Genomic DNA, 12,729 nt, shown 5'->3' with positions numbered 1-12,729 from the left:
AACCGATTAAGTAAACCGGAGCAATCAGTGTCCGGCGGGCGGAGCCGTGCTCTCCCGCGGGACGAGCACCGGGGTGCTCGACTGGTGCCGGACGGCGAGGGTCGGGTCGGCGATCAGCCGGAGCAGCCCGCGGGCGGCCTCGGCGGCCCATCCCTGGGTGTCGCGCGTCAGCGCGGTCAGCGAGGGGTGGGTGAGCCGGGCCAGCAGCGAGTCGTCGAAGGAGAGGATGGAGAGGTCCTGCGGCACCCGTACGCCCATCTCCAGGGCGACGCCCAGGCCGGCCACGGCCATCACGTCGCTGTCGTAGACGATCGCGGTCGGCCGATCCCGCCGGGACAGCACGCGGCGGGTGATGACCGCCCCCTCGGAGTCGCTGTAGTCGGTCGGGATCGAGACCACCTCGGCCAGCTCGTGACGTTCCTTGGCCTCGGTGAGCACGTCCATCCGGCGCTTGGTGTGCAGGAACTGCGGCATGCCGGCGACGTGGACGACGTGGCGGTGGCCGAGCGCGGCGAGGTAGTCGACCGCCTCGTGCATGGCCTCGGTGTCGTCGGCCCAGGTGAAGCTCAGCGACGTGTCTTCGAGCGGCCCGCCGAGCACCATCACCGGGACCTCGAGCGCCTCCAGCGCCGCGAACCGGGGATCGTCGATGAGCGGGTCGAGGAGCACGAAGCCGTCGACGCGCCTCTCGGCGGTCCAGTTCCGGTAGGCGGCCATCTCGGCCTCCGGGTCCTCGACCACGAGCAGCTGCAGCGCGGTGCCGTCCTCGGCCAGGCCGGCCTGCAGACCGGAGACGATCTGGCCGAAGAACGGCTCGAGGCCGAGCGTACGTGCGGGGCGGGACAGGATCAGGCCGACCGCCCCGGCGCGCGCGTTGCCGAGGGACCTGGCCGCGCGATGGGGGCGCCAGTTCATCTCGTCGGCGACGGCGAGGATGCGTCGCCGGGTCTCCTCGCTGACCCCCGGCCGCCCGTTGAGTGCGAACGAGACCGCGCCTTTGGAGACGCCGGCGCGCTCGGCGATGTCCGCGATCGTGGGTCGTGCCATCGACAAGTCCTTCCTGGGACGAGGCCGGAGGCGATTGTGGCGCCCCTCACACGGATGCCTTGACGGCACACCTCGTTCGGTGAATAGTACGGCCCGAACTTAACCGCTTTATCTAAAGCTTTCAGCAAGGAGCCAGAAATGAGCGTACGCCGGTTGGTGGGGGTCGCCGCTGGGTTGGCCATGGGCATCACTGCGATGACGGGTTGCGGGGCCGGTGACGAGCCGTCCGCCGGTGACCTCGATGGCAAGATCGAGGGCAAGGTCTCGATCCAGACCTGGGCGCTGAAGCCCAAGTTCACCGACTACGTCGAAGGCGTGATCGCCGACTTCGAGAAGGAGAACCCCGGTGTCGAGGTCACCTGGCTCGATCAGCCCGGCGACGGCTACGACCAGAAGGTCCTGACCCAGGCGTCCTCCGGCGACCTTCCCGATGTCACCAACCTGCCACCGGACTTCGCTCTTCCGCTCGCCCAGCAGGACCAGCTCTTCGACCTGGAGAAGACCGACGTCGACCTGGAGGGGACCTTCGTCGAAGGTGGCCTCCAGGGTTATCGGTACGACGGCCTCGACGGCACCTATGGCTACCCGTGGTACCTCGGCACCGACGTGAACTACTGGAACAAGGACATGCTGGCCGAGAACGGGCTCGACCCGGCCGACCTGCCCACCGACCTCGACTCGCTGATCGAGCAGGCCAGGACGCTCAAGGAGAAGTCCGGCGGCAAGGTCTACCTGATGACCCGCAAGCCCGGCCTCAACGACCTGCAGCAGGCCGACGTACCGATCTTCAACGAGGACGGCACCGAGCTCACCTTCAACACCCCCGAGGCCGTCGAGCTCGTCCAGAAGTACGCCGATGCCTATGCGGACGGGCTGCTGCCGAAGGACATCCTCACCGACACCTTCCAGGGCAACGCGGAGCTCTACAACCAGGAGAAGGCCGCCTGGACCACGGGCAGCTCCAACATCTCCGGCCTCGAGGAGGCCAACCCGACCCTCGCGAAGGGCACCGAGATCTCGCCGGCCTTCGGCGACGGCCCGCTCTACGTCCAGGGCCTCTCCGTGAACGCCAACAGCAAGAACCTCGCCGCCGCGAACGCGCTGGCCCAGTTCGTGACCAACCCGGACAACCAGCGCGAGTTCGCCAAGCTGGCCCCGGGTGTCTACCCGAGCACGGTCGCCTCGCAGGAGGACCCCTACTTCAGCGAGGACGACGGCACCGTCGCCGCCAAGGCGAAGGTCACCGGCCTGAAGACCCTGACCACCGCCATCCCGAACAACCCGAAGGTCTCGCCGGCGATGGCGACCATCATCGACCAGCAGATCGGCCTCGCCATCAGCGGTGACGCGACGCCACAGGAAGCCCTCGACAACGCCGTCGAGGAGTGCAACAAGCTGCTGGCGCAGTGACGGTCTCCACCGTGCCCGGCTCCACCGGGATGAGCCGCCGGGTGCGTGAACACAAGTGGTTCACGCCCTGGTTGCTCGTCGCGCCCGCGACCCTGTGGCTGTGCGTGTTCAACCTCTATCCGGCGCTGAACACGGTCTACATGGCCTTCACCGACAAGAAGCCGCTCGGCGGAGGAGACTTCGTCGGGCTCGCCAACTTCGAGCGGATGCTTGACGACGACCAGCTCGTCTACGCCCTGACCAACTCGGTCCTCTACATGCTGGTCTGCGTACCTCTGCTCACCATGCTGCCGCTGCTGCTGGCGGTGCTGGTGGAGAAGAAGCTGCCCGGCCTGACCTTCTTCCGGGTGGCGTTCTACACGCCGGTCGTCGCCTCGGCGGTGGTCGTCGCGCTGATCTGGAACTGGATGCTCGACGACCGCGGCGCCATCAACGCGATCCTGCAGGCGCTGAAGGTGGTCCAGGAGCCGCTGCCGTTCCTCACCGACCGCTGGCTGCTGCTGTTCAGCGCGATCAGCCTGACGGTCTGGAAGGGCCTGGGCTACTACATGATCATCTACCTCTCCGCGCTCGGGAACGTGGGCCGTGAGCTGCACGAGGCGGCAGCGGTGGACGGCGCGGGACCGGTGCGCCGGTTCTGGAGCATCACGGTGCCCGGCGTACGCGGCACGATGCTGCTGATCACCATCCTGATCACGGTCTCCTCGCTGCGGGTCTTCTCCGAGCTCTACGTGATGACCGGCGGCACCGGCGGACCGGGAGGCCGGGTCAGCTCCGTGGTGATGCTGATCCAGATGTACTCCACCGGTTTCACCGGCCACCTCGGCTACGCCTCCGCGCTGAGCCTGCTGCTCTTCGTCCTCACCCTGGTCCCGATGGTGCTGCTGGTCCGTCTCAACAGGAAGGACGGCTGATGACGAAGAACAGGAAGCAGAGGTCGTACGCCTTCCACCGGATGTCCGCGGGCGAGGTCGTGCTGCGCTACGCGCTGCTGGCGGTCGTGCTCGTCATCACGATCCTGCCGTTCCTCTGGCAGCTGTCGACGTCGCTGAAGGGGATCGAGGAGAACATCTACACCGCGACCCCGCGGTTCATCCCGGAGGACCCGACGTTCGCCAACTACACCAAGGTCGCCGAGGTCGTCCCTGTCGTCGACTACGCGATGAACTCGATCATCGTCGCGATCCTGGTCGTGGGTGGCAACGTCGTCGGGGCCACGATGGCGGGCTATGCGCTGGCGAAGCTGCGCTTCCGCGGGAGCCGGCTGGTGCTCGGTGCGCTGCTGGCCACCCTGATCCTGCCGGGCGAGGCGACGATCATCGCCCAGTACGTCACGGTCCGCTCGCTCGGGCTCACCGACACCCTGCTGGGCGTCGCGCTGCCGGGCATGATCGGGATGATCAACGTCCTGCTGATGCGGGCGGCGTTCACCGCGATCCCCGACGAGCTCGAGATGGCCGCCAAGGTGGACGGTGCCAACGCCTGGCAGCGGCTGATCCACGTCAACCTCCCCGGCGTACGCGGCATGCTCAGCGTCATCTCGATCTTCGCGTTCATCGGGGCCTGGGACGACTTCCTGTGGCCGCTGATCGTGCTGACCGACCCGGAGAACCTCACGCTGACCGTCGGCCTGCAGTATCTGTCGGGCACATTCACCAACAACCCCCGCCTGATCGCGGCAGGCACGATGATCTCGTTCGTCCCGATCGTGATCGTCTTCGCGGTGCTGCAGCGCTACTTCTTCCGCGGGGTCGAGGAAGGGGCCATCAAGGGATGACCGACCTGCAACTGACCACCGCCGAGATCGCCCGCTTCGAGGAGGAGGCCTCGCGCCTGCTGACCTTCGCGCGGGGGTCCCGCCACGAGGGCGGCGGCTTCGGGTGGCTCGACGAGCACGGCCGGCTCTCTCCCGACCGGCCCGTCGAGACCTGGATCACCTGCCGGATGACGCACGTCTTCGGGCTCGCGCAGCTGCGCGGTGAGGGGTGGGCCTCGGCGTACGTTTCCCACGGGGTCGCCGCCCTGACCGGGCTTCTCCATGACGACGACAACGGCGGCTGGCACTCCGCGGTCTGCCCGGAGACCGGCGAGGTGATGAGCACCGTGAAGGAGGGTTACGCCCACGCCTTCGTCGTGCTCGCCGCCACCACCGCGTACGCCGCCGGGCACCCCGACGCGGAGGCGCTGCTCGACGACGCGCTGAGCGTGATGGAGGAGCGGTTCTGGCGCGAGGACGACGGCATGATCCTCGACGTGTGGAGCGCCGACTGGTCCACCTTGGACGGCTATCGCGGCGTGAACGCCAACATGCACGCGGTCGAGGCGTTCCTCGCGGTCGCCGAGGTCACCGGGCGCCGGGTCTGGCTCGAGCGTGCGCTGCGGATCCTGGAGCGGGTCGTGCACGGCTTCGCGCGCGAGCACGACTGGCGGCTGCCGGAGCACTTCTCCCCGGCATGGACCGTGGAGCTGGACTACAACGTCGATGAGCCGGGGCATCCGTTCCGGCCGTACGGGGTCACCATCGGGCACCTCTTCGAGTGGGCGCGGCTGGCGCTGCACGCGCGCACCCTGCTCGGGGCAGAGGCTCCGTCGTGGCTGCTCGGGGACGCGCAGTCGCTCCTCGCCGCGGCGGCCTCGCGCGGGTGGTCGGTCGATGGGGAGCCCGGCTTCGTCTACACGACCGACTTCGCCGACCAGCCCGTGGTGCGCGAGCGGATGCACTGGGTCGCCGCCGAGGCGGTCGCGGCGGCCTGGACGCTCTTCCGTGACACCGGTTCTGCTGATGCCTTGGCGGACGTACGTCGCTGGTGGGCCTACTGCGAGGAGCATCTGGTCGACAGGGAGGGTGGTTCGTGGCATCACGAGCTGGATCCGTCCAACCGGCCCTCCGCGACAGTCTGGCCGGGCAAGCCGGACGTCTACCACGCCTACCAGACCGTGATCCTGCCCCTCCTCTCCGCGAGCGGCAGCTTCGCCGGCGCCGTCGGCTCGACCAGCGGGAGGAGTGCGTGAGCCTGACTCTCGGGAACGGGCCGGTCGACCCTGTCAACGCGCGAGCGGGCGTCGGTCACTCGTCGCCTGACGCCTGGTGTCTCGAGGTGTCGCCTGGCGGAGGCGAGGTAGAGGCCGAGCTTCCGCTGGAGGCGCCGATCGAGGTGGCCGACGGGGACGAGCTGCGGTTCGTCGTGTTCCCGGAGTCGGCGTCGACGGATGAGCGGCGATGGGACTCGACGTATGTCTGTCTGGACGGGCTGCTCGACGACGGGCGGCGGCTCAGCGAGGTCGGGCTGGTCGACCAGTACAGGCAGGCGCTGACGCCTGCTGCGCAGGGGGAGGGGAAGCGGGCGTGGGTCGACCAGTGGAACCTGCGGCGAGTGGCGCTGACCGGGCTGGCCGGGCGGCGCATCGAAAGGCTCCTGGTCGTGGTCCGTGCCGCGGAGGTGCCGTTGCGGGTGTGGGTCGATGACGTCGGCGTACGTCCCGCCCGCCCCTTCTCTGCGGCGCCGCTCGACCAGGTCGACATCCGCCGGGGGACCCACTCCAGCGACCGCTTCTCGCGCGGCAACAACGCGCCGCTGGTCGGGCTGCCCCACGGAGGCGTCTTCGGGCTGCCGATGACGAACGCCGACATGGGCAACTGGCCCTACGCCTGGCACGCGCACAACCGCGACACCGCCGGCGGACCGAACCGGCCCGCGATCGAGGCGTTCGCGACCTCGCACATCCCGAGCCCGTGGATGGGCGACCACGGGGTCTTCCAGCTGATGCCGAGCCCGCTCACCGAGCCCGACGACGACCGGCGCGCGCGAGCGCTGGGGTTCGACCACGCCGACGAGGAGGCAGGGCCGCACCGCTACGCGGTGACGCTCGACGGCGGTGTCACCGCCGAGCTCGTCCCCGGTGACTTCGCGCTCGGGATGCGGTTCACCGGTGCCCGCTCGCTGGTGCTCGACCACCACGGCGAGATCCGGTCGCTGACCTGCGAGAACAATCGGGGAGAGGCGATCGTGCGCGCCCTCCTCACCGACCGCGAGGGCAAGCCTCCCCAGCACATCCACCTCCGCGTCGCCGGGACCTCCCAGCTGCGTCTGGGCACCGGTCGGCTCCGTGGCCACATCGCGCTGAACGGTGCCGGGGCGGTCGACGTACGTCTGGGGATCTCGACCGTCAGCGACGAGCAGGCGGCAGCCAACCTCGAGGCTGCCGGGAGCTTCGACGAGATGGCGGCGCGGGCGCGCGCGGCCTGGGAGCAGGCGCTGGCGACCGTCGAGGTCGAGGGGGCGAGCGAGGACCAGCTGGTCTCGATCCGTTCCGGCCTCTACCGGCTCTTCCTCTACCCGAACCGCTATGGCGAGGGGCCCACGCACGCGCACACCTCGCCCTACGACCTGACCACCGTCAGGCACGCACCGATGACGGTCACCCACGGCTTCTGGGACACCTACCGCACCGCCTGGCCGCTGCTCGCGCTGCTCGACCCGGCCGGCGCTGGCTCCCTCGCCGAAGGTTTCGTCGAGCACTTCCGCGACCGTGGCTGGACCCCGCGCTGGAGCGCTCCGGCCGCCGAGGACTGCATGACCGGCACCACCTTCGACACGGTCCTCGCCGACCTGGCGCTGCGGGGCGTCCCCGGGATCGACCTGGAGACCGCGTACGCCTCGGCGCTGAAGAACGCGACCGTGCCCGCCGATGACGCACGAGTCGGGCGCAAGGGTCTGCGGCGCGGGATCTTCACGGGTTACATCGACACCGACACCCACGAGGGAATGTCGTGGACCCTGGACAACGCGATCAACGACTGGTCGATCTCTCGGCTAGCCCGGACGTTGCGTGAGGTTGGGGTAGTCCAGGGAGATTCCGTCGATCTACCGGCCAGTAACGGTCGGAAACTCCCTGGACTACCCCGGACCTGGGAGGACCTTGCGGCGGAGGAGGAGTATTTCGCGCGGCGGGCGCTCGGATACCGCACGGTGTTCGACCGCGAGCGGGGGTTCTTCATCGGTCGCGGACCCGCGGGCGAGTGGCGCGAAGCCAGCAACGGGCACTGGGACCCCGACGAGTGGGGTCACGACTACACCGAGACCAACGCCTGGGGGACCGCGTTCACCGCGCCCCACGACGGCGCCGGGCTGGCCGAGCTGTACGGCGGCGAGGCGGCTCTCGGTGCGAAGCTGGAGGCCTTCTTCGCGCGTCCCGAGACCGGCGCGGCATCGCTCTCGGGTCACTACGGGTTCGCGATCCACGAGATGACGGAGGCCCGGGACGTACGGATGGGGATGCTCGGCCTCTCCAACCAGCCGGCCCACCACATCCCGTTCATGTACATGTTCGCCGGGCGCCACGACGACGCCCACCGGATCGTCCGCGAGTGCCTCGCCCGCCTCTTCGTCGGCTCCGACCTCGGCCAGGGCTATCCCGGTGACGAGGACAACGGCGAGATGTCGGCCTGGTACGTCTTCGCCACCATCGGCCTCTACCCGCTGGTGCCCGGCTCCGCGTCCTACGTCATCGTGCCGCCGTCGGTGCAGCGGACCGTGCTGCGGCCGGTCGGCGGCAAGGAGATCGTGATCGAGGCGGTCGGGACCGGTGGATACATCCGCTCGGTGATGCTCGACGGTGCGCCCTGGGACGAGATCTCCATTCCGCACGCCCGCCTGGTCACCGGCGCCCACCTGGTCACCGAGCTTTCCGAGGTGCCGTGCGGATGGGCGAAGGACTCCCGCCCACCCTCAGCCTCGCGGATCGCGCCCGGGCTGCCGGTGTCCGACACGACCGTCGTGGTTCCCGGCTCGCTGACCGATGACACGGGCGAGACCACGATCGCGCTGAGGGCGGGGGAGCAGGTGGAGGTCCCGCTCGTCGGCGAGCGGCGGCTCTCCCTCTATACCGTGACCTCCGCGGAGCCGGGCGACCTGGCCTGGGGACTGGAATTCCTCGATGCCGGCCGCGCGATTGTGGCCCGCGAAGAGCGGGTTACCGAGACGTACGTCTGGGCTGGTCAGACCAGGGTTTTCCGGATCAGGCGCGGCGACCCGGTCGTGGCGGGCGCCGTACGGTTCACCGCGTTGTCCGACTGCGTGCTCACGCAGCTGGAGCTCATCGAAGACGACCTCGAGAACAGACAGGACGAGCACTGATGCACGACGACGTACACCTCACCGAAGGCCGCGTGAGCCGGGTCCTCAAGGAGCGGCTGTGGCCGGCGGTCCACACCACGGCGGCGCCGGTGAGCGTCGAGTGGCACGAGCTTCCGGGCGAGCCGATCCCTCCCGCGGGCGGGTTGGCCCTGACCTACGAGCCCTTCGAGGTCGGTGGCGACTGGGGCCCGGCCTGGGGGACGACCTGGTTCCGGATCACCGGGACCGTGCCCGCGGAGTGGGCCGGCAGGCGGGTGGAGCTGGTCTGCGATCTCGGCTTCGACGTCAACATGCCCGGCTTCCAGTGCGAGGGGCTGGTCTACACACCCGACGCCCTCACCGGCGAACCCAGCCCGATCAAGAGCCTCAACCCGCGCAACCAGTGGGTGCTGGTGGCGTCGGAGGCCGTCGGCGGTGAGGAGGTCGAGCTCTTCCTGGAGGCCGCGGCCAACCCGGTGTTGCTCGACTACCACCCCTTCCTGCCCACCCAGGAAGGGGACATCCAGACCTCCTCGCCCAAGAAGCTCTACACGACCCGGCGGATCGAGCTGGCCGTCTTCGAGCAGGACGTATTCGAGCTCTGTCTCGACCTGGAGACGCTCCACGAGCTGCAGGTCGAGCTGCCCGAGGGGCCGCGTAAGTTCCGCATCCTGCAGGCCATCGACGACGCCCTCGACCGGGTCGACCTGCAGCGGATCGCGGCGACGGCGGCCTCGGCCCGCTCGGTGCTGACCGGGGTGCTCGAGGCGACCTCGCACGACTCCGCCCACCAGATCGCCGCGATCGGCCACGCCCACATCGACTCGGCCTGGTTGTGGCCGGTGCGCGAGACGATCCGCAAGGTCGCCCGGACCACCTCTTCGATGACCGAGCTGCTCGGCGAGGACCCCGACTTCCGTTACGGGATGTCGAGCGCCCAGCAGTATGCGTGGCTCAAGGAGCACCGCCCCGAGGTCTACGCCAAGGTCAAGGCCGCGGTCGCGGAGGGGCGCTTCATCCCGCTGGGTGGCATGTGGGTCGAGTCGGACACCACGATGCCGTCGGGGGAGTCGCTGGTGCGGCAGTTTCTCTACGGCCAGCGGTTCTTCGAGTCCGAGTTCGGGATCCGCTGCAAGGGCGTCTGGCTGCCGGACTCCTTCGGCTACTCGCCGGCCCTGCCGCAGCTGATGAAGCGGGCCGGGTTCGAATGGTTCTTCACCCAGAAGATCTCCTGGAACCAGGTGAACAAGTTCCCCCACCACACCTTCGAGTGGGAGGGCATCGACGGATCCCGCATCCTGAGCCACTTCCCGCCGATGGACACCTACAACTCCCGGCTCTCCGGCGAGGAGGTCGCCAAGGCGTCGCGCCAGTTCCGCGAGAACCGGCTCGCCACCGGGTCGATCGCCCCGGTCGGGTGGGGCGACGGCGGTGGCGGCACCACCCGCGAGATGGCCGGCAAGGCCCGCCGGCTCCGTGATCTGGAGGGCTCCGCCCAGGTGTCCTGGAGACACCCCGACGACTTCTTCGCGTCAGCCCGGGAGGAGCTGACCGACCCGCCGGTGTGGGTCGGCGAGCTCTACCTCGAGCTCCACCGCGCCACCCTCACCTCCCAGCACCTCACCAAGCAGGGCAACCGGCGCTGCGAGCACCTGCTTGTCGAGGCCGAGCTGTGGTCGGCCACCGCCGCTCTGCGTGGCCTGGCCGACTACCCCTACGACGAGCTGGACGCGCTGTGGCAGCAGATCCTGCTGCAGCAGTTCCACGACATCCTGCCGGGCACCTCGATCGCCTGGGTCCACCGCGAGGCAGCTGCCCACTATGCCCGGGTCGCGGAGGCCGCCACCGCCCTCATCGACCGGGCGGTCACCGCGCTCGCCGGCGAGGGTACGGTCGCGCTGCGTGCCGACGGGCGCTCGGGTGCGGTCACGGCGGCCGAGCCCGTGGCGGCGGTCTCCGTGGTCGAGCAGGACGGGACGTACGTCTTGGACAACGGCATCGTCCGGGTCACCGTCTCCGCCGAGGGTCTGATCACCTCGGCGCTCGATCTGGCGACCGGGCGCGACGCGATCCCGGCCGGGGCCGAGGCCAACCTGCTCCAGCTCCACCAGGACTTCCCGAACATGTGGGACGCCTGGGACGTGGACCGGTTCTACCGCAACCGGGTCACCGACCTGCGCGAGGTCACCTCGATCTCGGTGATGCCCGACGGGCTGGTCGTCGATCGGCCCATCTCGGCCGACTCCTCGACCACGCAGGTGCTGTCGCTGGCGCCGGCGTCGCGCGTGCTGGAGATCTCGCAGAGCACCGAGTGGCACGAGACCGAGAAGTTCCTCAAGGTCGCCTTCCCGCTCGACGTCAAGGCCGAGCAGACCCTCGCCGAGACGCAGTTCGGCTACCACCGCCGCCCGACCCACACCAACACCTCCTGGGAGGCGGCGAAGTTCGAGACCTCGATGCACCGCTGGGTGCTCGCCGAGGAGCCCGGCTTCGGGGTCGCGTTGGTCAACGACTCGACGTACGGCTTCGACGTCACCCGTCCTTCGGCCCTGACCACGGAGGTGCGGCTCTCGCTGCTGCGCGCGCCCCGCTTCCCCGACCCGGAGACCGACCAGGGCGTGCAGACCCACCGCTATGGCCTGGTCATCGGCGCCTCGGTCGAGACCGCGACCGAGGCGGGGGCGGCGCTCAACACGCCTGCCCGTCCGGTGTCGGGAGCCCGTGCGGTCGAGCCGCTGGTGACCGTCTCCGGGGAGGGCCTGGTGGTCTCAAGCGTCAAGCTCGCCGCCGACCGCTCCGGCGACCTGGTCGTGCGTGTCTACGAGTCGACTGGCGCGCGTACGCAGGGGGAGCTGCGCGTCGGAGAGAGCTTCGGGCGGGTCGAAGAGATCTCGCTCGTGGAGGACCCGATCGCGGAGGTGAGCGCCGACGGCGGTGTCGTCGCGCTCAGTCTCGGTGCCTTGGAGGTCCGCACCCTGAGGTTCCACCGCAACTAAAGGAGATCAGCCATGTCATTTCCCCACATCTCACGCAGACGCATGCTCCTCGGTGCCGGAGCGGCCGCCATCGGTGCCACCGGTGTGGTCACCGGTCTGGCCACGGCGGCGAACGCGGCGCGCCCGCTCGCGTCGCCGACGCTGATGACCGGCTATGTCGAGGTCAACAACTACAGCGTCGGCAACGTCGCCAAGTACGAGCTCGCCGGAGGCGGCAACGTCTTCGACATCGGCCTGATCTTCGCCGCGAACATCAACTACGACGGCCAGCGGGCCTACCTCTACAACAACCCGCAGGTGCAGGCGCAGCTCGACGCCGCCGACGTACACATCCGCCCGGCCCAGGCCAAGGGCATCAAGATCCTGCTCTCGGTGCTCGGCAACCACCAGGGCGCCGGGTTCGCCAACTTCCCCGACCGCGCCGCCGCCGAGGCGTTCGCCGACCAGCTCGCCGCGGTGGTGACCCGGTACGGCCTGGACGGGATCGACTTCGACGACGAGTGGTCCAACTACGGTGCCAACGGGACCGGCCAGCCCAACGACTTCTCCTTCGTCTACCTCCTCGAAGCACTGCGCTCGCGGATTCCGGACAAGCTGATCACGCTCTACTTCATCGGGCCGTCCGCTTCGCGGCTCTCGTACGGCGGGGTCAACGCCGGTGACCTGCTCGACTACGCCTGGAACCCCTACTACGGGACCTGGGGTGTGCCTGACGTTCCTGGTCTCGGCAAGGCGTCGCTGGCTCCGGCTGCCATCAACATTCAGGGCACGTCCGCCTCGACCGCCGCTTCGCTCGCCTCTCGTACGGTCTCTCAGGGTTACGGAGTCTTCAACACCTACAACCTCGGGTCTGCTGATGCGAGTGGGTATCTGTCTTCTGTGACTCGGGCGTTGTACGGCAAGGGGACTGTCTACACGGGGTGAGACTCGGATTTGGGCTTTCTCAAAGGGTTGGTGTTCCGCCGCTGCCGCAAGCTTGGCCGCCGACCCTTTCGGGAGGGTCTTCTCGATCGTCCCCGGAGTCAAGGACGGCCTTCGGCCGCCGGCTTCGCCGGCCGCTTCGCGGTCCCGTAGTGCCTCATGTCAAGATGCCCGCGAAAGGTGGTCGGTGCCTCAGTTAGGAATGCCCGCGAGGATCTAGCCGACGGCATCGACGCCCT

8 protein-coding genes are annotated in these 12,729 nt (G+C 69.1%); 7 read left to right on the top strand and 1 reads right to left on the bottom strand.

From position 1 onward, the window contains the following. Nucleotides 1-24: 24 nt before the first annotated feature. Nucleotides 25-1,047 carry a LacI family DNA-binding transcriptional regulator gene (locus ABT304_RS29345; RefSeq protein WP_350720781.1) on the bottom strand — a complete coding sequence of 341 codons (1,023 nt, stop codon included), beginning with the start codon at nt 1,045-1,047 and terminating at the stop codon, nt 25-27. Between the two features lie 138 nt (nt 1,048-1,185). Here ABT304_RS29345 and ABT304_RS29340 point away from each other — a divergent pair, with 138 nt between their 5' ends. Genes ABT304_RS29340 through ABT304_RS29310 form a run of 7 tightly spaced genes read left to right on the top strand, consistent with a single transcriptional unit; the run spans nt 1,186 to nt 12,493 of the window. Continuing rightward, complete coding sequence (locus ABT304_RS29340; RefSeq protein ID WP_350720779.1) at nt 1,186-2,457, top strand: ABC transporter substrate-binding protein; 1,272 nt, start codon at nt 1,186-1,188, stop codon at nt 2,455-2,457. Next, entirely contained in the window at nt 2,454-3,371 is a 918-nt protein-coding gene (locus ABT304_RS29335; protein ID WP_350720777.1) for a carbohydrate ABC transporter permease, read from the top strand. The genes ABT304_RS29340 and ABT304_RS29335 overlap by 4 nt, the downstream gene beginning before the upstream one ends. Further along, a complete protein-coding gene (locus tag ABT304_RS29330; RefSeq protein ID WP_350720775.1) occupies nt 3,371-4,234 on the top strand; it encodes a carbohydrate ABC transporter permease in 864 nt (287 codons plus the stop codon). Before ABT304_RS29335 ends, ABT304_RS29330 begins: the two co-directional genes overlap by 1 nt. Further along, on the top strand, nt 4,231-5,469 hold the full coding sequence (locus tag ABT304_RS29325) for an AGE family epimerase/isomerase (RefSeq protein ID WP_350720773.1): 1,239 nt from the start codon (nt 4,231-4,233) through the stop codon (nt 5,467-5,469). Before ABT304_RS29330 ends, ABT304_RS29325 begins: the two co-directional genes overlap by 4 nt. Then, complete coding sequence (locus ABT304_RS29320; protein WP_350720771.1) at nt 5,466-8,594, top strand: GH92 family glycosyl hydrolase; 3,129 nt, start codon at nt 5,466-5,468, stop codon at nt 8,592-8,594. Before ABT304_RS29325 ends, ABT304_RS29320 begins: the two co-directional genes overlap by 4 nt. After that, the gene (locus ABT304_RS29315) at nt 8,594-11,569 is read left to right on the top strand and encodes an alpha-mannosidase (protein WP_350720769.1); all 2,976 of its coding nucleotides are present in this window, start codon (nt 8,594-8,596) and stop codon (nt 11,567-11,569) included. The genes ABT304_RS29320 and ABT304_RS29315 overlap by 1 nt, the downstream gene beginning before the upstream one ends. Before the next feature lie 12 nt (nt 11,570-11,581). Next, on the top strand, nt 11,582-12,493 hold the full coding sequence (locus ABT304_RS29310; RefSeq protein WP_350720767.1) for an endo-beta-N-acetylglucosaminidase H: 912 nt from the start codon (nt 11,582-11,584) through the stop codon (nt 12,491-12,493). The last annotated feature ends 236 nt before the right edge of the window (nt 12,494-12,729 follow it).

It is taken from the genome of Nocardioides sp. NPDC000445 (assembly GCF_040300245.1).
GTDB lineage: Bacteria > Actinomycetota > Actinomycetes > Propionibacteriales > Nocardioidaceae > Nocardioides.
The sequence above is the reverse complement of the archived record's forward strand: the minus strand, read 5'-3'. Positions and strand labels throughout refer to the sequence as shown.

What these genes read in the sequence shown, in the direction of transcription:
- ABT304_RS29345 (WP_350720781.1), bottom strand. Translation starts at nt 1,047, where the DNA reads ATGGCACGACCCACGATCGCGGACATCGCCGAGCGCGCCGGCGTCTCC.
- ABT304_RS29340 (WP_350720779.1), top strand. Translation starts at nt 1,186, where the DNA reads ATGAGCGTACGCCGGTTGGTGGGGGTCGCCGCTGGGTTGGCCATGGGC.
- ABT304_RS29330 (WP_350720775.1), top strand. Translation starts at nt 3,371, where the DNA reads ATGACGAAGAACAGGAAGCAGAGGTCGTACGCCTTCCACCGGATGTCC.
- ABT304_RS29325 (WP_350720773.1), top strand. Translation starts at nt 4,231, where the DNA reads ATGACCGACCTGCAACTGACCACCGCCGAGATCGCCCGCTTCGAGGAG.
- ABT304_RS29315 (WP_350720769.1), top strand. Translation starts at nt 8,594, where the DNA reads ATGCACGACGACGTACACCTCACCGAAGGCCGCGTGAGCCGGGTCCTC.
- ABT304_RS29310 (WP_350720767.1), top strand. Translation starts at nt 11,582, where the DNA reads ATGTCATTTCCCCACATCTCACGCAGACGCATGCTCCTCGGTGCCGGA.